The sequence below is a fragment of the Dyadobacter ginsengisoli DSM 21015 genome (assembly GCF_059568735.1).
In genome coordinates this window covers 1-23623 of record NZ_JCANTY010000022.1, presented here as the reverse complement: position 1 = coordinate 23623, position 23623 = coordinate 1, and the positions used below count along the sequence as shown (strand labels likewise).

The 23623-nt window shown below is 45.8% G+C and carries 19 protein-coding genes; 10 read left to right on the top strand and 9 right to left on the bottom strand.

The annotated features are described in order from the left end of the window. The first annotated feature begins 448 nt into the window (after positions 1–448). Positions 449–1084: a CPCC family cysteine-rich protein gene (locus BP71_RS37720; protein WP_496387074.1), complete on the top strand. Its 636-nt coding sequence runs from the start codon at positions 449–451 to the stop codon at positions 1082–1084. Positions 1085–1493: 409 nt separating this feature from the next. Here BP71_RS37720 and BP71_RS37715 read toward each other — a convergent pair whose 3' ends face one another. From BP71_RS37715 to BP71_RS37700, 4 genes are all read right to left on the bottom strand, one after another. After that, positions 1494–2627, bottom strand: coding sequence for a PepSY-associated TM helix domain-containing protein (locus tag BP71_RS37715; protein ID WP_496387072.1), 1134 nt, complete (start codon positions 2625–2627; stop codon positions 1494–1496). Positions 2628–2634: 7 nt separating this feature from the next. Continuing rightward, positions 2635–5232 carry a TonB-dependent siderophore receptor gene (locus BP71_RS37710; protein WP_496387070.1) on the bottom strand — a complete coding sequence of 866 codons (2598 nt, stop codon included), beginning with the start codon at positions 5230–5232 and terminating at the stop codon, positions 2635–2637. A 151-nt stretch (positions 5233–5383) separates the two neighbouring features. Further along, positions 5384–6346, bottom strand: coding sequence for a FecR family protein (locus BP71_RS37705; RefSeq protein ID WP_496387068.1), 963 nt, complete (start codon positions 6344–6346; stop codon positions 5384–5386). Between the two features lie 85 nt (positions 6347–6431). Then, the gene (locus tag BP71_RS37700) at positions 6432–6947 is read right to left on the bottom strand and encodes an RNA polymerase sigma-70 factor (protein WP_496387066.1); all 516 of its coding nucleotides are present in this window, start codon (positions 6945–6947) and stop codon (positions 6432–6434) included. A 383-nt stretch (positions 6948–7330) separates the two neighbouring features. On the opposite strand from BP71_RS37700, the gene BP71_RS37695 reads away from it, so the two are divergent. Continuing rightward, positions 7331–9613, top strand: a complete 2283-nt coding sequence (locus BP71_RS37695; RefSeq protein ID WP_496387064.1) for a TonB-dependent receptor — start codon at positions 7331–7333, stop codon at positions 9611–9613. On the opposite strand, the gene BP71_RS37690 is transcribed toward BP71_RS37695, so the two are convergent. Continuing rightward, positions 9555–9902 (bottom strand): winged helix-turn-helix transcriptional regulator, encoded by a 348-nt coding sequence (locus BP71_RS37690; RefSeq protein WP_496387062.1) that lies wholly within the window; start codon positions 9900–9902, stop codon positions 9555–9557. The two genes, BP71_RS37695 and BP71_RS37690, sit on opposite strands and share 59 nt — an antisense overlap. Here BP71_RS37690 and BP71_RS37685 point away from each other — a divergent pair. The 3 genes from BP71_RS37685 (at position 9796) to BP71_RS37675 (ending at position 16151) form a co-directional block, all read left to right on the top strand. Then, positions 9796–10572: an LLM class flavin-dependent oxidoreductase gene (locus BP71_RS37685; protein ID WP_496387060.1), complete on the top strand. Its 777-nt coding sequence runs from the start codon at positions 9796–9798 to the stop codon at positions 10570–10572. The genes BP71_RS37690 and BP71_RS37685 overlap by 107 nt on opposite strands. A gap of 575 nt (positions 10573–11147) precedes the next feature. Beyond that, positions 11148–14525 (top strand): SusC/RagA family TonB-linked outer membrane protein, encoded by a 3378-nt coding sequence (locus tag BP71_RS37680; protein ID WP_496387058.1) that lies wholly within the window; start codon positions 11148–11150, stop codon positions 14523–14525. Between the two features lie 21 nt (positions 14526–14546). Continuing rightward, positions 14547–16151, top strand: coding sequence for a SusD/RagB family nutrient-binding outer membrane lipoprotein (locus BP71_RS37675; protein ID WP_496387056.1), 1605 nt, complete (start codon positions 14547–14549; stop codon positions 16149–16151). Positions 16152–16701: 550 nt separating this feature from the next. Here the strand turns inward: BP71_RS37675 and BP71_RS37670 are convergent. Continuing rightward, complete coding sequence (locus BP71_RS37670; RefSeq protein WP_496387054.1) at positions 16702–17496, bottom strand: hypothetical protein; 795 nt, start codon at positions 17494–17496, stop codon at positions 16702–16704. A gap of 187 nt (positions 17497–17683) precedes the next feature. Between BP71_RS37670 and BP71_RS37665 the strand changes: the two genes are divergently transcribed. From BP71_RS37665 to BP71_RS37645, 5 genes are all read left to right on the top strand, one after another. Further along, positions 17684–18253, top strand: a complete 570-nt coding sequence (locus BP71_RS37665; protein WP_496387052.1) for a Crp/Fnr family transcriptional regulator — start codon at positions 17684–17686, stop codon at positions 18251–18253. 219 nt (positions 18254–18472) lie between these two features. Then, on the top strand, positions 18473–18805 hold the full coding sequence (locus BP71_RS37660; RefSeq protein ID WP_496387050.1) for a DUF2147 domain-containing protein: 333 nt from the start codon (positions 18473–18475) through the stop codon (positions 18803–18805). A 44-nt stretch (positions 18806–18849) separates the two neighbouring features. After that, positions 18850–19392 carry a hypothetical protein gene (locus BP71_RS37655; protein ID WP_496387048.1) on the top strand — a complete coding sequence of 181 codons (543 nt, stop codon included), beginning with the start codon at positions 18850–18852 and terminating at the stop codon, positions 19390–19392. Positions 19393–19410: 18 nt separating this feature from the next. Continuing rightward, positions 19411–20532: a catalase family protein gene (locus BP71_RS37650; protein WP_496387046.1), complete on the top strand. Its 1122-nt coding sequence runs from the start codon at positions 19411–19413 to the stop codon at positions 20530–20532. 30 nt (positions 20533–20562) lie between these two features. After that, complete coding sequence (locus BP71_RS37645) at positions 20563–21918, top strand: Dyp-type peroxidase (protein WP_496387044.1); 1356 nt, start codon at positions 20563–20565, stop codon at positions 21916–21918. A gap of 419 nt (positions 21919–22337) precedes the next feature. On the opposite strand, the gene BP71_RS37640 is transcribed toward BP71_RS37645, so the two are convergent. From BP71_RS37640 to BP71_RS37630, 3 genes are all read right to left on the bottom strand, one after another. After that, positions 22338–22757 carry a DUF4279 domain-containing protein gene (locus BP71_RS37640; RefSeq protein ID WP_496387042.1) on the bottom strand — a complete coding sequence of 140 codons (420 nt, stop codon included), beginning with the start codon at positions 22755–22757 and terminating at the stop codon, positions 22338–22340. A gap of 19 nt (positions 22758–22776) precedes the next feature. Beyond that, positions 22777–23097, bottom strand: coding sequence for a transposase (locus BP71_RS37635; RefSeq protein ID WP_496387040.1), 321 nt, complete (start codon positions 23095–23097; stop codon positions 22777–22779). A 302-nt stretch (positions 23098–23399) separates the two neighbouring features. Further along, positions 23400–23623, bottom strand: a 224-nt coding sequence (locus BP71_RS37630) for an integrase core domain-containing protein (RefSeq protein ID WP_496387038.1), incomplete at its 5' end; no start/stop codon positions are given.

The following is a 23623-nucleotide window of genomic DNA, read 5'->3' as shown; positions in this document are numbered from 1 at the left end:
ACGCATCGATTTCCTCAAAACCACATCACACAAGCTATTTTCGGAAATTCGGTTACCTAATTTAGAAAATCAGATAGGTAACCGAAACGGTAACCGAATCGGATAGGTTACTTTGATCAGGAATGATTCACAAATTTTGAAACAAGCTGATTTTCAGAACAATTTAAAACAAAAAAGCGCCCTTTGAGGCGCTTTTAGTGATCCCGCTGGAATCGCAAAATATTGACGAAAGTCGTTGATTGTCAGATGTCTTATTCAAGTGGATCGAATAGGTGACTGATTTGGGGACCGAATGAAATGACTGTATTTGGCTTCAATTCAAATATTCTCCGTATCAAATTTAGTCGTTTACAATTGTTTATCCAAAGAGTGCTCAGCAAGGTGACTTAACTGGCCTAACATATTCTTTGCTACTTTTACGACTGAGAGCGTCTCTTTTCCAATAAGTATGTCAGTAGAGAATTTTCCATGCCCTTGTTGCGACTATAAGACATTTGAGGATAAACCCAATGGTACCTACGTGATTTGTCCGGTTTGTTTTTGGGAGGATGATCCAGTTCAGCTCAGCGATGTCGACTACGAGGGTGGGGCAAACCGGGTTTCCTTGAGGCAAGGGCAGCGTAATTATTTGGAGTTCGGCGCTTGCCAAAGAGAACTGGCTACCCGTGTTAGAAAACCAAGGGATGAGGAGGAACAGGATGAAGGTGTTCGGGAGCCATTGGAGAGGGCTCTTTTGAGGCGCAGAGTAAAGCCAGGTATGATCGTGCATTCAGATCGAGGGGGCCAATATCTGTCGCACAAAATGAAAAAACTGATTAAGACCTTTAAGCTGAAACAGAACGGTCCGCCGCGCGGCATGTCCCGCGCCGATGATCCATATGACAATGCTTGGGCCGAATCATTTTGGAGCAGACTGAAGGCAGAACTGAATATGCCGAAAGGTGGATATGAAAGCCTAGATAAATTGAAGACCGTCCTACTTGAATACATTGACGGATACTATAATACCAGAAGACTGCACTCATCTTTGAATTACTTAAATCCAGTAGATTTTGAGGCCGAATACTACCGCCAAACGGGATAAAATTGAAGTTTTAGATATTTACTAACCCGCAAAAGTGTAAACCAAAACGGAACCACGTCAGTCAACTAAGTGGGTGCAGCCTCAGTGCTGGAGCTTAACATAAGTTTGGTTTTGTAGCCGCTTAGGCTGTCTAAAAAGTCCGGTTGTTAAAACGAAAAATGACGTACGCCGCGCTTTAAGCGATTCTTGCAGTTAGGGCGCCAGTAGTCTGAATTATTAAGTGTTTCACAAGCAGCTGAATTTTTGATCTTAGCCAACAGGCAGTTTACAGGAACATAGCCAGGATTTCTCACTACAAGGGTAATGGCAGACTTTATTTTGAGCGTCGGTAACTAGTTGAGTATGTTGAGAGATGTAAATACATTGGTACCCTCTAGGATTGTGGGAAAGGATGTCTTTGTTAGCTATTTCATGAGCTCTTCATGCGTCCCCGCCAAATTAAAAAACCGGTAACGGGTAACGAGGCTGAAATAAGGCTGACCAGAAAAGCTATGGCAATTCCTGCCACACCAAAAACAGTGCCCCTGTGGATGTCGTAATTGATCGCATAAAGTTTGTCACCGTTATTTTTTCGGGCGAAAGAATCTGTTTTCAATACACTGCCTGAATACTGATCAATGGTCAGTGTATTGCTTTTGTAATACTCTTCCCCGGGATACCGAATGGACACGTAGCATGTCCCTGCTTTTCCGGCAGGTTTGTCTATAAAATAGCTATCGGCGCCTGGCATGTTTTCCCTTGCCACCGCAAGAACCTGATCCAACGAAACGGGATGCCGATTGGATGTCGTATCCGAAAATAGCGCAGGTGCAGTTTCGGTGGTTTGTCCGGCATTGGCGATAAACCTTGCTGAGTGATTGAACCACTTAAAAACCCACATGAGCCCGGTCAAGGCAATCACGAGGGCGATTATGCAGACGTAGAAACCGAGAATACTGTGAAGATCGTAGTTTTGCCTTTTCCATCTGGTAGTTGCTTTCCAGCGAAAAATGAACCGCTGTTTAGCAGCAGCCTTGTTTTTGGGAAACCAAAGGAAAATGCCCGAAAAAAGCATCAGGACAAAAATAGCAGTGCCCCAGCCTGTGATCTGCCTACCAACTTCTCCCAGAAAAAGGTTATAGTGGAAAAATTCGACCAGTGTAAAAAATTCATATTTGCTGTCTTCCACATAAACAACATTTCCGTCATACGGGTTGACAGTCACGTTGTAACGACACAATACCTGGCCAAAATAAGTAAAGGCACCGGGATCAAAAGCGTAGGCGCCGAACTGGTAAGCCATATTTCTGGATGCAGGAATGTAAATACGGTTGACCTTGCATGCTATATCCGGCAAAGCGCCTTGTGCGATCACCTGCAGACTTTCAAGTGACAATGGTTTCCCCGGGCCGGGATTAATTTCATGGCGGCTTTTATAGATCAAAGGCCTGATCTGGCCTTCGAAAGCATAAATAGCACCAGTTGTACCCAGGAGAAACACCACGAGCCCGGACAAAAGCCCGAGCCAGAGATGAATAGTCCTGACGATCTTTCGTAAAGACATAAGCGGGTCAGAATCTATAACCCACACTTATCCTGAAATTCGCACCCGGCATTGACATATAATAAAATTCGCCGCCTGTCCCATTTCTCCTGTCAAAATAACCGTACACATTAAAAGCATTGGTAATATTGTCCAGGTTCAGAGCAAATGCCAGTTTGCCTATATTATAATAAAGAGCGGCATTCAGCGATTTGAAATCCGGTAAAGTAGTGTAGTTCAAATCAGTGGGCACTTTTTTGATGGCCAGCACATTTCGTTTTGCATAATGGGAATAGCCTAATCCTAACCCAAGCCCTTTCAGATCGCCCGACAGCACTTTGTATCTGATCCATGTATTGAAAGTATGCAGCGGGCTTTGCTGGCGGGATCCAACCACAGAAGGATCGGTATCCGCAGTAACCTGCACATCGGTATAAGCGTAATTAGCCATGACATTGAAGTTTTTGGTAACATTCCCAAGAATGTCTACTTCCACACCTTTGCTTTGGACTTCGCCCTGCTGGATTGAGAAACCTGTATTGACCGGATCGGCGGTAAGGGCGTTTTGTTTGATGATATTAAAATAGGCTACCTGTGTGAACAGCTTTTTGCTGAACCATTCCCTTTTGATACCCAACTCCATGTTGTTGCCTTTCAGTGGCTTGAAGTCCCTTTTGTCGAAAGTCTGGCCGGCCTGCGCGATAAACGCGCGGTCGTAAAGTGCATATACTGTCGTGTTTGCGATCGGGGTCAGTACCAGCCCGAACCTGGGCGTAAAAACATGCTCTTTCTGCAGTTTAGGAGAACCAAAACTGTAGTAGGTATAACGTCCAGCCAAAGTGAGCTGTAACCATGAAACCGGGCTTATCACATCCTGCAGATATACTGCCTGCCAGGAAACCGTAGACGGCGCATTATACGACGTTGCCGCCGCTATGTTGAGTGTATCAAAGGATTGCGGATTCAAACGGTACTGGGGATTGTTCACATCCAGCGGAAAAATACCGCTGATGAAAACGCTGCTGCCGGAAGCCTCCTGCTTTGCGCCGTCGTAGCCAATCATCAATTTGTGATTGAGGAACCCTGTATTGAAACTGCCATTCAGAAATACCTGGGCTGTTAAGGTATTCCCTTTCAAATACGATTCACGGTATTGACGATCCAGCAAACCGGCATCGGTTACGGCAGCACGGGAAGTCATGTTTTTACGGTCCGATATTTGTCTGATGGCGCTGATCTGCGCGGTAACATTCCACTTGGCATTCATAGTGTGGTTGATCACAGCAAGGCCGTAGTGCGATTTTAGTGTTGATAAGGGCGTGGCCGGATCTTCTACAGCGAAGTTTCGCGGTAAAAACTTTCCGCCGTTTACTGAGCTGATGGTTGGGTCGACGCCTTTCAATCCCACAAAATCTCCATTGTATTCAAAAGTGAAGGAGGTTTTTTCGTCAAACTCGTACCGCAGAACCGGCGCGATGCTGAAACGGTTGTTTTCAGAAAAATCGATCTGTGTACCCGACTTCCTTCCCATCAAATTGACGCGATAAAACAGTTTTTTCCCAAGCGGACCTGTGACATCCGTTGATGCCCTGAACAGTCCGAAGCTTCCCGTCGACAGCTCGACGGACTGCTGCTGGCGGCGGAGCGGCTTTTTTGTAACAACATTGTACATACCACCCGGCTCTCCCTGGCTCAGCATAAAACCGGCAGGGCCTTTTATGAACTCAATATTTTCGACATAGCTCATATCTTCCTCTATACCCAGATAAGGTATTGTTGTGGATACGCCGTTACGCATTTTGTTGTTAGTAGCCCGCGTCCCACGAATTGCGAAATCGGTGTACGTATTGATATATGGATACAACGTGGTGACCCCGCTCACATTTCTCGCAACGTCGGTGGTGGTAAAAATCTGCTGATCTTTGAGCAGTTCGCTGCTGATCACAATGATGTTCTGAGGAGTCTCCATGATAGGCGACTGAATGCGTAACGACTGCGATGGCATATCGCGCTTGTAGCTGTCTTTGTTGCCCGTCACGATAACTTCTTGCAGGATCTTGTTATCCTCGTTCAAAAACACAGCAGGTAATACCACCGTTTCCTCTTTGACGATCTGCACAACGGACTCAATCGGTTCGTAGCCGAGAAGCTGCACGATAACCGTATGCTCTCCAACAGAAATATTTTTGATCACAAATTCACCTTTTTCATTGGTCTGGGTTCCTTTGCCCGTTCCCCTGATGGTTACGTTCACAAACTCGCCGGGTTTTCCGTCCGAAGTTTTTACGGAACCTCTCAGATGCCCCCTGCCCTCTGCCTGTGCTATAATCTGTATCTTGCTGCCCTGCACTTTGACACGCTCAGCCGCATCTCCGATCAGTTGCTTCAGCACCTCCTTCACGGTAACATCTTGTACATGAAGGGATATTTTTCTGTTGGTATTCAGGTAAGTGCCGCTATACGAAAATGTACAGCTGGCTTGTTCACTAATTGCGTCTAGTGCGTGGTCCAGCATGACGTCGCTGAGTGCCAGCGTAACGCGTTTTTGAAGGATGGAAGATTCCTGGGCGGGGCATAAAAAGGGGGTCGCCGCTAAAAAGACGACGATCATAAGTAGAGTTTTCATTAATTTTGTTTCAAGTGTTTAATAGAATTATTGAACATGCTGGCCTGAGTGTGATAGTTTGCAAGACGGCTCACTCTGGCCTGTCTCTTTCATCCGATGGGTGAAAGAGACTTTTTCAAGGGGGATTGATCTGCGTGTACATACTGATTTATTAATTTATAATCACCTGGTTATCCCGTTGCGCGTAGTTAAATTTCATGACTGCTGCCATATCATCCAGAACCATTGTCAGTGATGCATTTTCAAAACTTCCTGTGTAGATCACTTCCTGCAATTTTTGCCGCTTTACAGTGAGCCGAACACCATACCACCTTTCGATCGTCTTGGAGACCTCGCGTAAAGAATTATCCTTAAAAATCATGCGATTGTGCACCCATGCGGCCTGTGTAGCCGCAAAAACCCGCCGTCGCTCCAAATGTCCACGGTATAGGTTATACGAAGCTGAGTTTCCGGCAGGCAGTATCTCGTGCTGGCCACCTTTGAGATCCGAAAATCTTACGAGCCCCTCGGTCACAGAAACCAAAGTGTTCTCGTTCGGATAGGCTTTGAGGTCAAAAGCTGTACCTAGTACCCGGGTTTTCGTGTGAGCTGTGGATACGGTAAATGGTCGGTCTGCATCTTTGGTTACCTGAAAATAGGCCTCGCCTGTCAGGTAAATTGCCCTCGATGTATCCGTAAATCTGCCAGGAAACTTAATCTCGCTCCCGGCATTGAGATACACTAGTGAGCTGTCGGGCAGATAAAAACGCTTCTTTTCCCCGTTGCGGGCTTTAATAACGGTGTATGAGGTGCTTTGGCCTGCTTCCGGTTTCTGATCGTGAAAAACCTTATTGCTAAAAAAAATGAAAATAGCTGCAAGCAATAAACTGGCCGCGATACCCGATGCCCATGCATACCCGATTTTCCACGGCTGTTTTGCAAGACTAGTATTGGCGTCTTTTCCGGGTAAGCCGTTCCATATTTTTTTCCTGAGCTCGGCACGCTGTTCCGGATGAATGTAATTGTGCACCTGCTCTACATCCTCTCCGCCCAGCCACCGTTCCACGGCCTGTTGTTCAGTGGGTGTACACTGCCCTTGGTGGTATCTTTTGATGAGTTCAGGAGTTATTTGCATGGTCTGAAATTAAATGGTCGACTGCCCTATATGATTAAGTTGCAATCGATCACGTCTTCCCCCAATGCATTGAAAAAAATAAATTTTATTCTAGATAAGCTGCCAGTTCGGTACGAAGTACACGCAGCGCCCTGGTGATCTGATTCTCCACCGTTTTTTCGGAAATATCGAGAGATAGGGCTATCTGTCTGTTATTCATCCCCTGTTCGCGGCTCAGGCGATATACCTTCTGGCATTGAGGCGGTAGCTCGCTCACCACGTTGGATACCTTTTCGGACAAGGCATCGTAGTAGACCTGATTTTCAGTATAGTTGTCACTTCCGACGGACAGATAGCCAACTTCCTCAAAATTTCTCTTCTGAATTGAAACATTGCGTAAATGTTCAAACGCTTTTAATCTGGCTGCCCTCACAAGATAGTTTTCCATACTGGTTTTAACCAGAAGAGTATCACGTCGTTCCCAAATAGACCTGAATATATCCTGTACAAGTTCTGCCGCTATATCACTGTCCAGCAGGTAATGGAAACAAATGTTATACAATCTCTCCCAATACTTCTCGAATAGCTGCTCGAAAGAGCTTTCGTCAGACCCAAGCATCATAAGTATTTATTTAGATCAATTCTAAACACAAAAGTGCGAGTTTAGAAGTAGAACACAAAATTTACTTATCAAATAATGTTTCAGACACCATATTCAAAATAGTTGTTTCCCTACTCGAAGCAGGCTGTAAGTTCATGTTCAATGTCATAGCACGCTGGGCAAGGCAATTTGACATATTTAGCAATGAAATAATGGATACAAAGATTGCAAAGTGTTTCATGATCGGAAAGTAGCAGGCAAATGTAACCACTACTATAATAATTATTGCAACGTGGTTGCACGTTAAAAATATCACAGCTTTATTTGCAACATTGTTTCATATAGAGCGACGAAATGCTGGCCGGAAGTTTGGTTTGATGAAGATACGTGTACTTGTTTGCTTGATGACATTGCTATTTGTCCCGCTGACGGCGCTAACAGGGCAGTCCTTGTCTGGCAAAGTTGTCGGCAGTACAGGCCAGCCGCTGATTGGTGCAACGGTTACATTAATGCCTGGCGAGCTTACCAGGCTGAGTGATGCAGACGGCACTTTTGTGTTTAATGAGGCTGAAAAAGGAAATTATTACCTGAGTGTTTCCTTTGTAGGTTTCAGATCGATCACCGGATCAGTTACCATCAAATCAGAACCTGTCTCCCTTGGGGATCTGGCGCTCGAAGCTGATGCAGCCCAATTAAAGGAAGTCACTGTCAAAGACAACTATGAGCAGCTGCGCCAGCAGCAGGTTTCACTCAACATTGATATTGTCAGCGCAGACTATTTGAGACGTAATCTAGGCGGGAGCCTGATGCAGTCCCTTGAAAAGCTACCCGGCGTTAAAACAATCGGTATCGGCTCGGGTGGCTCAAAGCCACTGATCCGTGGACTTGGCTTTAACCAGGTGGTAGTCATTGAGAACGGCGTGCGCCATGAAGGGCAACAATGGGGGGCTGATCATGCATTAGAAATCGACCAGTTTGCTGCGGGTAGGGTAGAAGTGATCAAAGGCCCATCGGCATTCCTGTATGGATCTGAGGCTATTGGTGGGGCTATTGACATTAAACCAGCAGCAGTTCCGGGTGCGGGCTCGGCAGGTGGCGCCATAGATCTGACAGCCAAAAGCAATAACGGTTTATATGGTGGTTCATTCAATCTTTATGGAAGAAATGACCGCCTGTTTGCAAACGCTCGCGTGACCTGGCAAACGTATGGTGACTACCGTGTGCCCGCCGATTCTATATTTGTTTACGATTATGGGGCGGCGCTTTACAAGAACAGGCTGCGAAATACTGCAGGGCAGGAGCAGAACATGCATTTAAGGGCGGGCTGGGTCACAGCGCCTTTTGAATCCATAATTTACATCAGCAATACATTCAGCAAAAGTGGCTTTTTTGCCAATGCGCATGGGTTGGAGCCACGCAGGGTTGACCTGAATTTGCACGACGGCTCATCCAGAGACATCCAGCTGCCTTCTCAGCAGGTTTCACATACGAAGGTGATCAACCGTAGTGAACTACGCTACGGACAGAACCGGTTGAATGTCGAGCTTGGTTACCAGCATAATTTCCGTCAGGAGCACAGCCAGTATGTCAACCACGGCTATATGCCACCGGTTTACCCATCCGAGCAGTCTGCACTCGAAATTTTGGAGCGGCAGTATGACAAGAGCGTTTTCTCAGTCAATGTAAAAAATGAAAGTCTTATAGGCAGGCATACACTGACCTTTGGAGCAAGCGGCGAGCATCAGTACAATACCATTGGCGGCTGGGGCTTCTTGATCCCGGCATTCTCGCAAAGTAGCGCTGGCGCTTTTGTCCTGGATAAATTCAAGGTCAATGAAAAGCTGCTCCTGCAAGGCGCACTCAGATACGATTATGGTAGCATCAATATTAAAGAATACAAAGACTGGTTCACATCACAGCCAGAAAACGGCACGCACACTTACCTGACACGCGCGGAAGCCATTACACGCACATTTAACAGTGTCAACTGGTCCGCAGGTCTTAACTATACGCCGGGAGCGTTTTTTCTCAAATTTAATGCGGGCAGCGGCTTCCGAATGCCGATTGCAAAAGAGCTGGTTGCCAACGGGGGCAATTATCATTACTTCCGCTATGAAAAAGGGGATGCTTCCTTGTCCGCTGAAAAATCCTATCAGCTCGATCTTGGCGTGGGGGTTAACAGTGAAAAGCTCACCGCGCAGCTCACGCCGTTTTTTAACTATTTCCCCAACCACATATATCTGAACCCTACCGCCCAACACGATTATTTCTACGGTGCTGGTAATCAGGTATTCAACTACGCGCAAAGCCGGGTGATGCGCTACGGCTCGGAGTTGCAGCTCTCATACAGCTTCTTGAAAAGCTGGAAAGCCGGGCTTGCAGCTGAATACCTTTACAGCAAGCAGCTTTCCGGGGCCAAGGAGGGCTACGGCTTGCCTTTTGCGCCGCCGCCTTCTGCGCCGGTAAGCCTGAGCTATGAGCCGCAGTGGGAGGAGCCCCTGACCGGTGCCCGCTGGTGTCCGCCAAAAAATTTGGGAGATTCTATGCATTTTCTGCTCGCCGGAGTGGTGAGTTTGCTCGGCAACAGGGCGGTCATCCGAATCATCTGCCTTCCAAAGGACATTTTGCTCATTCGCGGAAAATTTTTTTACGGTGGTTTAATCCCCAATCCTTCATTGCATAAATAATAGGAGTTAAGGTATCGGCATAGGGTTCTGCTTCATAGCAAATCTTAACAGGATAGTCCTGTATTATTGTCCTCCGAATAAGCTTATGCTCCTCCAGTTCCTTTAATTCCTTCGCCAATACCTTCGGTGTAATACCGGGAATACTTTCCTGAATATCTGTAAACCGATCGTTCCCCACAGAAATGGAGATGATTATCGGCAACTTCCATTTGCCATTAATTACATCAAGCGTGTCCCGGACAGGCTTGACAGTCTCAAGACAATCGCAGTATACTTTATTCTTTGCCATACGAATCATTAATTACACTTTCCTTTGGGAAGTCACTATACAAAGGAAAGTAATTTGGTGTAATTTTGCAAAAGAATTTATTCAGTATGTAGAAAATATGAAAATTGGAAAGCAAATGCTGATCGGCCTGCATTTGGGAAATGGATATGGGTCTCAGCTGGGATCATGGCGCATGCCGGGAGTGGATCCTGAAAATTATACAAGTTTTGATGCCAGAGTAAGACAGGCCCAGGCGGCAGAGCGTGGAAAATTTCAGTTTATCTTTTTGCCTGATGTTCCTGGCGCTGTTATGTCCGATATCGCAACCGAATCACCAGGTTTTAACCTGGATGTGATGATGACCCTGGCAGCAGTCGCCCGTGAAACCCAATATATTGGTCTGGTTGCTACCGGGTCTACTACATTTAACGAGCCTTTCAACCTGGCCAGACAATTCAAAGCTCTCGATGTGATGAGTCACGGACGGGTGGGCTGGAATGCCGTTACATCAAGCGGAGATGACGTTGCTGCAAATTATGGACTAAAAATTCCATCCAGTGAGGATCGTTATGGCCGTGCCCATGAGGTTATTCAGCTTGTCCAGGCTCTTTGGGGCAGCTGGGGGAAAGACGCCTGGGTGCGCGACCAACAGAGCGGCCAGTTTGCAAAGAAAATCAGATTCTTCCAATAAACTTCCAGGGTAAGTACGTCGGTTCACGAGGACCACTTTACATTCCACCATCGGCGCAGGGACAACCCGTCATCTTTCACGCTGGCGGCAGTCCCAATGCACATGAGTTGGCAGGGCGTTTTGCCGATGAGAGTTAGCATCCTGCTTGCTGCAAGCCAGCCTGTTTCTGCCAACTTTTACATATTCCCGAAATAAAGCCTGAAAATCGTTTAACTGAACCCTTGGACATCTCACCTGCTATCAGTGAGATTGTTTGCCTAACGAAATTCTGCACATAAGGTCCGATCCGCCAGTTGTGCTAATGCAGGTCGTTCAATTGATTCTGGCGAGCGTTGGACTTTGCTTGAGTTCAATTTTTTCTCAAAATGAATGAGCTGCTGATTTTGATTTACACCATATAAACGCTTTGTAATTTATAACATTATATTATATTGTTCGGAGTTTTATTAAAAATGCAGATGTTTATCTATTGAGTTATTAATAAAATTATTAAATTACTCTCCTTCCTATTTTTGCGGTATTTTCTACCAAATTTTAAGTCTATTTCAAGCCTTTAACCCTTAACTCAATCACTTATGCAGAAATTTTTACTCGGGCTTTCAACCATTCTGATGGTAAGTGTCCAGGCGGTTGCACAAAATGTCACCGGGAAAATCACGGGCAGTGCCGATGGCAAGCCTTTACCCGGCGTCTCAGTTCTCGTAAAAGGTACCACGACCGGTACCACCACCAATGCAGGTGGGCAATTCAGTATTAGTGCCGCTTCGGGCAGTTCGCTTATTGCTTCGTTTATCGGTTTTAAATCCCAGGAAATACCAATCGATGGCCGGATAGTTTATGATATTGTCCTGGAAGAAGACGCAACCGCGCTCGGGGAGGTGGTGGTGACCGCCCTGGGTATCAAGCAGGAAAAGAGGGCCATCGGTTATGCGGTGCAGGAAGTGAAGGGTGCCGATGTCACCGTGGCGTCTCCTGTCGATGTCGCGCAGGGGCTGATGGGGAAGGTCGCCGGTTTGAATATTTCGACGGGAAACGGGATCGGCAATGCATCGTCCCGCATTGTGATCCGGGGAAATAACAGTCTGACCGGTAACAACCAGCCGCTGATTGTAATCGACGGCGCGATCGTCGACAACAATCCGATTGCGCAATCCAACATCGGGATCCAGGACAACGTGCAGGACTGGGGAAACTACCTTAGCTACGTCAATATGGACAATGTTGAAAGCATTTCAGTATTGAAGGGGCCGAGTGCAGCGGCCTTGTACGGGGCTAGAGGCGCCAACGGCGTCCTGCTGATCACCAGCAAAAAGGGAATGGTGCAAAAAGGGATCGGTATCAATTACAATTTCTCCACCAATTTTTCAAACGTATACCGATTTATGGATGTACAGAATGAATATGGTGGCGGATTTGCTGCCGGGTTATGGACAGCCAGCCCCGAATTGCCCAAAACTGCCTCGGGCGAATATTATCTGCCCACGCTATACGGCGGTTCAAGCTACGGAACGGACGGCAGCGGGATTGGCGGCGTACACGGCACCATACCCGGAGGTTTCAATACCTGGGATATATTCAGCTGGTTTGGCGCAAGCGCGTCGTGGGGCCCACGGCTGGACGGCCAGATAGTACGCTGGTGGGACGGTGAACTGAGACCTTACTCGCCTCAGCCCGACAACCGGAAAGCCTATTACCGGGAAGGAAATGAGACTACACACAGCGTGTCGTTTTCTTCAGGGAATGAATTCGGGACCCTTCGACTGGCGCTATCCCGGACTGACGCCAGGGCTGTCGTACCCAATACTGGCAACAACAATACCAACTTGTCCCTCGGATCCAGCATCCAGATTTCCAAAGCATTATCGGCCGACGTGAATATTGGGTACAACCAAAATTACAGGTTGAATGCGCCTGAAATCGGGAACAACAGTTCCTGGGCCAAATTCTCGATTTATGGTATGTCGCGCGAATACAAACCGCTTGAAGAACAATACTACAAAAACCCGGACGGCTCCAAACGTGATTTTGGCAGTACATATCCGCACCAGGAATACGGCCGCGACCTGTACTGGCGATTCTTCGAGCAGAACAGTCGCCTGAACAGGGACGAGTTGCTTTCGACCATCAAACTGAATGCGAAAATTACACCCTGGCTGGATGCATTTGTAAGGACCTCCGCCAACCTGATTGCTGCCAAATTTGAAACGATCAATAATACATCCAACCCGGACAAGGTGTCGGGAGGGATGTACCAGAAGGATCTTGACAAAACTAAAATCTTCAACACTGACGTGATGGTGACAGCCCATAAGGACGATTTGTTCTTCGAAGGGTTTAATGCAAGCGTTTCCGCCATGTTAAACTCCTATTCCAATAAATTGACCGGGATGAGCGGAAAAAACAGCGGGAAGTTTCTGGTACCTGGTATTTATTCATTGAATAACATCGTCACGGCTGACAGGATTTATGTACCTGGCGATATCAACAACTGGAATGACTACCGGTATTATACCAGGGAAAGGAGATATGAAGTCGAGTCACAATCTGTATTGGGGATCTTAAATTTAAGTTATAAAAACTATCTGTTCCTGGAAGTGACCGGCAGGAATGATGTAAACTCTACCCTGACCCCGGAGAAAAATTCGACTTTCTATCCATCAGCAAGTCTTGGCTTTGTGTTTACCGATGCCTTCAATATGGGCAAAGCCAGCAATGCACTTTCTTATGGCAAGCTGCGGCTGGCCTATGGACGAAGCGCCAATGCGAGCGACCCTTATAAATTGGGTTTTACTTACGACGTCGGTTCGTTTGCCGGCCAGCCTACCAACTCGATACCTAGTACATTGAGCCCTCAGGAGCTGGGTTTCCAGACATCCAGCTCCATTGAGGTTGGTACCAATCTGTCGTTTTTAAAGGACAGGATCAATCTGGATTTTACCTATTATAACATCAAATCGGTTGATCAGATCCTCTCGGCCGACATCGCCCCTTCCTCCGGCGCCACCGTCGTGACATTCAACTCGGGTGAATTAAGAAACAGGGGTTTTGAATTTATCATTAATGCGTCGATCATCAAAAGAAACAACTTCGGATGGAACGTTACGCTCAACGGAGCCAAGAATGACAACCTGGTAATCTCGCTGGCCCCTGGAGTGCGGGAGCTGCGGATAGCAGACGTGTTTGGCAACCTGGGCGCATTTATGAAAGTGACGCCGGGCGAAAAATACGGGACTATCTATGGTACCGACTTCGTCAGGGATGCAAGCGGAAACAAATTATTATACAATGTCAAAGACGCTGCCGGCAACGTATATGGCACCAAGTACCAGGTGACCAATGAGCCGGTAGCGATCGGTAATGCAGCGCCCAAACTGACGGGCGGCGTCGGAAATACATTGAGATATAAGAATTTCAGCCTGTATGGACTGGTCGACTTCAAGTTGGGCGGGGACATTTATTCCATCGACCACTCCACTGCGATGGGAAGTGGCATAGCGCCCGAAACCGTGGTTGAAAGAAATGGCGGCGGGGTGCCATACACATTCCCTGATGGTACTACCGCCAATGTGGGCGTGGTGATGGATGGATATAATGTGGACGACGAGGAGATGAATAGCAGAGTGGTGCATCCGATCTACAAATATGCTGGCTCCTACGCAGGCTGGACACACCTCAACGTGCCGAGGAGTTTATCTGTTTTTGAGAATAGCTGGGCCAAAATGCGCGAAGTTTCCTTGTCGTACCGGGTACCAGAAAATGTGTTGACAAAGACGAAAATATTCCAGAGCCTGTCTGTGTCGATCATCGGCCGGAACCTGTTTTACCTGTATTCCAGCCTGCCGATCCACCTCAATCCCGAGGCGATCAACGGGGTAGGCAACGGACAGGGATTGCAGTGGTCGGGTATGCCCAGCATCAGATCCTACGGTGTAAGCCTCAAAGCTCAGTTTTAACTTCCAAACCTGAATATCAAAATGAAGACATATATCAAGAAAACAGCGCTGTTTTCGGCAGTAATCTGTTCGTTATCCATGTTTACTTCCTGTGAAAAGGATTTTGGCAGCCTCAACGATCCCTGGGAAAACAAGCAGTATACGGTAACCGTACCGCCTTTGTACAACAGTATCGTATCCAGCATGCCTGAGACAGGCAGAGGAATTGCCTCGGCGTTTTTATATCAGGCTACCCAGCTATCGACAAACTACGCCGCGTCGGGTTACCGGCTGGATAACATGGTAGGAGGGACCTGGGAAAATTATTACTTCGCGCTCGCCGATTACCGGAAAGCCATCGAGCTGATCGACGCCGACCCCGAGTCGGCCAGGTTGACCAACGTGAGGTATATGCTTCAAACGCTGACCGCGCTCAAAACGCTGAAAACAACCTCGCTGTTTGGTGATATGCCCTACTCAGAAGCCGCCAAATCGATGTATGGATCGAAATATTACCGGCCGGTTTACGACAAGCAGGCAGATATCTTCACAGCTGTCATGGCCGAACTGAAACAGGCCGTGGACGGTTTCAGCACCAGCGCCGACCAGTTATCGATGGGCCCGAGCGAAACCTTGCTTCAAAATGACATTGCAACCTGGGTCAAATTTGCCAATTCCATCAGGCTGAAATACGCGATGGTCATGCGGGGGAAAACCCCAACCGCCGCAGACGCCATTATTGCCGAGGCCCTGACAAAACCACTCTTGGGAGCAGATGAATATGTAGCCATCGACCCGGCTGCTATCGATGGCTTACAGTTCGACAGGGCGGGCAACTACAGGGGAAATTATTATGTAAGAATGGGTTCGACGATCTGGAACGCCATGTCGGCTACCAATGCCGAGGACGGATCGGGTATTTTTGATCTAAGGGCAAAAATCTTCTTCGAACCCAATAGCGACGGTAAGTGGAAGCCCTACCCGCAAAACCCGCCGTCCAACATACAGGCCGAAACACGAAACGATATTGACGGCGGCCTGAACGACCCTTATGCAGATGTGAGACTTACTACGTGGAAATCAGCCGGTACTTATTATTATTCACCGCTGAACATTTACTACGTCGGCGACAGGACCATTCCCGACCTGCTCATTACAGGGACAGAGATCAGTTTCCTGAAAGCGGAGATCTACAACCGGGGCATTGGCGGCACAGCGGCTAATCCGGCCAGCGCTAAACAATTTTACGAGGACGGCATTAGCTCCTCGGTCAGGTTTTGGTACAAAATCGCCAACCGGTCAACTGTTTGGACAGTCAATAAACCCGCCGCAACTCCTACCCCTGCCAGTCTGACTACGATGCTTGCCAATCCGGCGGTAGCATACAGTGCCACCCCCACTACGGCACTTGCGCAGATTTATAAGCAGAACTGGATCGCATTGTTCCACCAACCATTTGATGCCTGGATATTGCAGCGCCGGACAGGCAGTGCCACGCCAAACGTACCGCTCGCCCCAACCAGCGAATCTCTCAATTTCAACCGGCTGACCTATCCTTCGGCCGAGGTTACCTCCAATTTCGACAACTGGCGGGTCGTCACAGGAGGTACCGACGACAAGTCGGTTAAGCCTTGGTATATGCCTTAACTGGCAAGTATTGTGCATTAAGCTTGTTTGACTAGCCTTGGGGCTGCTCGTGATAAATCGGATTTATCACACGAGCAGCCTCCGGTTTTTTTATGGGAAGTTATCTCCCCATTACTATCCAGCAAACCCTCAGTCAACCTAAGGGACAGGGAATAGAAATTTTAAACCGTCAAAAAAAGAGCAAAAGAAAACGGTTGAAAGTTTCGCTAAAAGCTTAATTTTTCACCAACAATATATTTGAAAACGTGCAAACCTGGAATTCAGGCACACCTTAATCGGCTGCGCCTGGCTGAATGTATTAGTACTTTCTACCGTTACCAGGATTCGGACGTTTTCTGAGACGCTATATCTGACCTGTTTTGAAATGTTGAGCATGCGCAAATTAGGATAACTTTGCGCTCCTAGCTGCTGGGCAGGTCATGACCAGAATTCCGGAATATATATAAAATTGCATTCGGGAGCTGACTTTCCAGCCCTTCGTGGTCCGAGTTATACAACAGTGTTACATAATTACATAAAGGGTTATGAGCCGCACCTCAACTTGCATTTCTCACGCGTGTGGTGGCCGCGGGAAACGGTAAATGAGTTGCAAATTGATGACCGGGATCACATGCCAGTTGACGAGACTTTCCAGCTTTTTGGTCAGATTGGGTGTGACAGCTTCTAACAAAATGTCTGCAGATTGTTTTGAACGGTCGGATTGAATGTGAACAGTCGATTGCATCGTAGCAGACACTCCGGCACCTACCCCGATCCGAAGCGTTTTATACACGGGCAACTGATAGCCACCTGAAATGGATACTTGATCCGCATGCGCAACGGGAGTTATTAAATAATGGCTATACAGATCATCAAAAGCAGGAACCCGGTCAGAAAGAATACCTAATACTACTTTGAGATCGGGATCGTCGTAGGCCAAATTATTGACAAGCTCCTTTGAAGATTTCTTGCGAATCCGGTAGTTTAAACGGTTGTACGCGATATCAAAATTAAAACGTCGGTAGTACCATCTGAGTCCCAGACCGTAACCAATCTCACCTTCCAGGTTCGCCTTGAGATAATCTCTTGCCTCTGCGCTCTTTGATGCAGATACCTCAACCAGGGGTTTGATGTACACCCTGGGCGGAATGCCCAGTTGCACATATCCCTCCAAAGATGCTTTTTTTGTAAATATCCATCCAAATTTTGCGTCATGTTGTAGAGGAATTGATGTCCCGACACTGGCCGCCAATCTGCCTTGATCGCGGCCTTGACCTTTGTTTTCATGGGATAGTAAAGAAATAGCAAATAGGACGAGAACCCGTTTATGAACGGGAGTCCTGAGATTCGGGTAGTTTACGCGCATAAGAGATCTAAAAATTCAGTCTTTCGATCGGCAATTTTTCGCACTTTTGCGTAATATCTTTTAATATAAATTAAAAAATGCGAGATCTGTCAGGTCGCGGTTTCCGGCATGCAACACGCTGTCAAAAATCCGTAATGCTTACTACCATCACACCTTCGGAAAAGTATATTTGTTGAAACATGCACGTATGGAACTCCTCAGTTACTTCGAAAAACACCTTAACTTACAGGCCGGGCTTGCCCAGAACATTGACCAGGTGTTTAAGCATCAGGATGTAAAAAAGGGCGAAATATTTCTTTACCCTGACAACCGCTCCCAAAAGGTTTGCTTTATTGAAAAGGGGCTGATGAGGACCTACTACTTGAAAGATGGGAAAGACATCACTCATCTTTTCTTTGGAGAAAATAAATTCTGCGTTCCGTTAGAAAGTGTTTTCTACAAACGGCCTTCGCCTTATGGGTGGGAGGCCATCGAGAATTCACATATCCGGATAGCCCAGTACAAAGATTTTGAACCCATGTTTGAGAACGTTCCCGGATTTGAGAAACTAATCAGGCTTTTACTGATAGATGTTATTGACATCTTTTCCGAAAGACTCTATGCCATGCAGTTACAATCGGCCCAGGACCGCTACAAGTCATTGATAGAAAAACATCCCGACATCTTGCTCCGGGCACCTTTAGGCCACATTGCATCCTATCTGGGCATTACCCAACAAAGGTTGAGTGTTATTCGGGCCGCTAAATTCAGGGATTAATCTTAAAAACATTTCCTCTCGAGCACATAACATCGCCTGGGAAACACTAAATCTGACGCCGATGTCCCCGAGCTGCGTGCATAGACAACCGGTACCCTGGTGAAGTTCACGACTGTACGCATATAAGCATAAACTAGCACTAATTTTTTAAGATATATTAAAAACAGCCTGGGCCATTCGGCATACATTTGCTATATTATTTCACAAAATAAGCATAGAATGAAAAAGCTATTTTCCCTGCTCGTTGGGCTGGTTATTGCATCCCTCAGCTTCTCCCAGTCAGCAAAGGAGGACTTTACAGGCAAATGGAAAACCGAGGATGGCGTTATCATCACCATTACAAACACCAATGGAAAGTTCTTAGGGATTGACCCCAAGGGCCGTCCAACACTGTACGATGTACGTTTTGAAAAAAACGAATGGAAAGGAACAGTCGAAAACCACGAAAGTGGTCAAAAGGGCAATTGCGAAATTTATCTTCAAAGCAACAAGCTAAAAATCGTAGCACACAAAGGTGTATTTTCGAAAACAATGTATTGGGTAAAACAATAGACGGGCTAGTAGCGAAAAGTCTTAATTCTTAAAATTAAAACGAAATGAACATTAGACAACTCACGCAGGATGCAGCTTTAAAATTGAAACTGTACCTGGCCACATTGGGTGAACCGCTGGACAAAGCGCACGAAGTAATTAGTGCCGGTGATGCCGGTCTGCGTAGTGGCGAACTCTCTGAATTGACTATTATCACAGATTTGAAACCCGATGGAGCTCGAAATCTGCGGCTGATTTTTGAAACGTTAAAAGGTAACCTTACAGGCGCCAGAAAAGTAGGTACGCTCCATGATATGCGTTTTGTATTTTTAGAAAACGACACCAAGCTACTTTTTTGTACTTGCTATGACGGTGATTGGGATACCTACATCAATGACTTTGCAACAAAAATACCGGAGATGATGGACCTGATTTTTGGAAATATTGAAGGCTGGCCAGGCATTAAATCTCCCACAGTAAAAGAGTTTATTCTAAGTAAGCAAATAACCGCCTCGGCCTGGTTTGTAAGCCACCCCAACCTTACCGTTGCTGATATTACAAGATTAGAAAAAATCGGATCAGGTCTGAACAAACTTTTGGAATTGTAGACTTAAAACACTTCCTTAATGAAACGGGAATATATTTTGTTTTCGCAGGAAGCCGAAGATTTACCGGCAGATTTTGACCAACATGTAGCGACGATCAATGCAGATATAACGAAGTTTGTAGAAAGGTCTCCTACTGTAAGCAATACAAATTATCATACACGGGATGCCCATGCAAAAGGGTATGCAGCCCTGAAAGCAGAATTCACTATCCTTGATAATTTGCCTGAGGAACTGGCGCAGGGAATTTATGCACGTCCGGGAAAACATGAAGCTGTTATTCGATTATCTAATGGAGCGGCACGGGCTTTTCCAGACAGGTTTAGCGGTAATGCCCAAGGTCTTGCAATCAAAGTTCTGAACGTTCCTGGCAAAAAATTGCCGCCCGGAGAAGAAGATACTCCTAACGTAGACTTTAACCTCATTAATCATCCCATCTTCTTTTGCAATTCCTCGCACGACTATATGTTTATAGACAAGTTGTTTCACCGATTGCACGAATACTTTGAGAAAGGCGCCTGGGGAAAAATAGAACTAGCTTATCTGTGGACAACCGAAATGGGCAAAGCATTTCCAAGCAGAAACACCCTCAGGGAGTTGAAGGCACTGCTGTCTTTCCAGGACATCAAGCCTCAAAATACATTTTTGTACAATTTTTATAGCATGGGGGCGGTACGACATGGCGAGTATATAGCGAAGCTGAGGGTGTGTCCGTGTGAGGAGTCGGTAAAGAAGGTACGCCAAATCGAGGTGAATGTTGATAAAGACGACGAGGCCTATCGAAAATCCATTTTAGAAACCATTCGTGACCAGGATTTTAAATTTGAATTTCAGGTACAGCTTTGCAAAGATCTCAAAAAAATGCCTGTAAATGATCTTACGGTAGAATGGCCCCAGGATTTGTCCCCCTTTCAAACGGTTGCAGAATTGTATGTTCCCCGACAAGAAGTTGATGCTGATGGAAATTTTGAAATAATGGAGCATCTTTCCTTCACTCCGTTTCGCTGCTTAGAAGCCAACCGTCCAATGGGAGACCTTCAAATGGCAAGACTGAAAGCATATCAAATTTCGTCAGAAACAAGGCATCGGCTTAATGGGAAGGAACGGAAAGAACCCCGAACGCTGAAAGAACTTTTTGGTTAACATTTCAAATTCTCTAAGTTTAGTAGTCTTATGTTCTTAAAAAATTTATTTAAACGCACCTCCGAAAAAATAGAGTTGCACGACATACAGGCCATCATTCTTAGAGAACGGCCTTTGCCTTATCATGGCGTAAATGTATTTCTCGAAATGCAGGACGGCCAATCGGGCAAGGCATTTTTAAAGGAGCTGTTACCCTACATCACCTCTGCCAAGAACTGGTGGGATAGCGATGATGCCTGGCTTTCGGTAGCTTTTACTTACGAGGGTTTAAAAAAGCTGGAGCTCCCTGCCACCACGCTGGAAAGCTTTCCCGATGCCTTTAAAAAAGGTATGGCCGCCCGCAACCAAAAACTAATGGATATTAATGAAAATGCCCCGGAAAAATGGGAGGCGGCGTTTAAAGATAGCCGTAATCATATTGCCGTTTCTATTGTTGCCAAAAGCAAGGCAGAGCTTGATGCAAAGAGACAAATAGCACAACATATATTGTCAAACCATGCAGGCATAAAGCTTCGCTTTCAGGCAGATTTTGATACCCCTATAGAAGGCAATTTTAACCATTTTGGTTTTCGTGATGGTATCAGTAATCCGGAAATTGAAGGCAGTGGGGCAGAGCAGTTAAATTCTAAAGAACGTCCCATAAAGGCAGGTGAATTTATATTAGGATACATCAACGAAGCTGGTAACCATTATCCTATGCCACAACCATTTGAATTTGCCAGAAATGGTACTTTTGTCATTTTTAGAAAATATCACAGCCATGTTGCTGCATTCAATAAATACCTTAGTGAACAGGCAAAATCGAAAGATGAGCAGGAATTGTTGGCCGCTAAAATAATAGGCAGATGGCGGAGTGGCGCTCCATTAAATATGTGCCCATTTAAAGACAATGCAACATTAGGGGCAGATATCACAAAAAATAATGATTTTGATTTCAGCAATGATCAAAGTGGTAAGTTAGTCCCTTACTCAAGTCATATGCGCCGCATGAATCCGCGCAACAGTAAAATGGCGGTCATGTCGGATGTGAACCTGCACCGTATTATACGCAAAGGCGTAGGTTATGGGCCTGCATTGCCAAATGGCAGTACTAAAGATGACGGTAAAGAGCGAGGTCTTTATTTTGTAGCGTTTAGTGCAAAAGCTATGGAGACCCTTGAGTTTTTGCAAAAAGAATGGGTGAACAACGGAAACTTTGTCAGCCTCAAAAATGAAAGAGATCCTATGATAGGACTCAACGAAGGCAAGGGAACTTTTACCATGCCTGGCGATCCTTTACCAAAACGCTTTATTGGAATGCCCACTTTCAATACATTAATGGGCGGTATGTACCTTTTTATGCCCGGAATCAACGCCATAAAGTGGATGAGTGAAGTATCGCTTTAATTGCGATTGTCCCAAGTCTGGGATTTGCATGAAACGCTGTCTTTTCGCTGGGCAGCGGAATTACTGCCATTGAATTAGGCGAATGTGCAATAGTAAATAGCGTACTGATGAAAAAGCGATGGAGCGGCAAACCCAGACCGAATGAGGTGGTCGGCGTAAAATGAAATCAGGTGGCCAGTTTTCCCGCAATTTCCAGCCTGAGCCTGGATTACTTGTCTGGGCAGATGCCAAGAACGCGATGCTCGGCAAAAAAAAACTCTAAGGCCTACAAAATATTGAAAACCTTTCCGATGAAGATGAATAAAATACCATTTATACCATAAATAACCTAATCAGGACCGCTAACTTGAAAATATAGCGCCCATGTAAAAGACAAAGTCCCGGTCGCCTGGGGCTTTGTCTTTTACAAAAGAGTTCATTTATGCATTTTGTAAGCAGTACAAATCCAGATCAAATTCAAATCTCAGTTCTTTTGCAAGATCATGATACCTCGAAGACAGGTGGACGCTAGGCGTGCTTTCTTCGCCACTGTATATATAAAGTGCCAGTGAAAATTCACTATAATATTTGTCGCAGACTGGCTTCAAAAGCTCTCTTCTTGATTCGAGATTGTCCAAAAGCGAATCCATTTGTTCTTCAAACGAGGTAAATTTATTGGCTGTTGCATCCAGGAACCATCCATTTTCTTTGGCTATTCTTGGTGAGAATTTGGGATTCATGGGCTCCCCCTTGATATGAATAGCGCTCGGATTTGTACCAAACCTTTCAGTCAACTCAGCATGAGTTATATCGTCAAAACCCCAAACACAGAACCTGAGTACTATTTCATTTTTCTTCATATACAACCATGAAATTCGGCTAATGGGCAAGAATCATTTTATAGGTGTGTGGAGGTCTGCTAACCATCCGGGATAGAAGATTCTCGAAAATCCCCTCCTTCATTAAGTGCCTGTTGAACCGATATGTGTATTCGTTGATGTATGATTGAAGGTAGTCTACTGAATGATGAATACCACGAAGCCATGCTTTGAAGAGCATTATGGATCGATGCATTTGGTTGAAATTTTTTCCTTTTCGTTCTGACTTTTCCTGAATTAGGTTAGGGAATATCGATTCAAGCACCTTGTAGCCATTCCATTTGTCTGTTCTGATGTTTGCGTCTTTGTTTAACAGACACAAAATGAGCGAAGGGATATTCGAGAATCTGATGAATAGAATGATTTCGAAACCACTGTTTATGTATAAGATGATTATTAATCAATAGCCTAATTCAATTCTAAAAAGTCGTTTATACTAATAGTCCTCATAGTTCAAACTTATAAAAAACAAACTATTTTCCAATTTTCATTTCAATCTTCTCGGCTATTCAATAGGAGACAAACTTCCTGACTCAAAGCGATCTGTAATTTATACAATGCTCTGACGTGGTTCCGTTTTGGTTTGCACTTTTGCGGGTTAGTAAATATTTAAAGTGTCAATTCTCATCCAGTTTGCCGATAGTATTCAGCCTCGAAGGCAGCTGGATTCAGATAGTTTAAAGAAGAATGCAGCCTTCTTGTATTATAATATCCGTCGATGTATTCAAATAGGACGGCCTTCAATTTTTCTAGGCTCTCATATCCACCTTTCGGCATATTCAGCTCCGCCTTCAGTCTGCTCCAGAACGACTCGACCCACGCATTGTCGTAGGGATCATCGGCCCGAG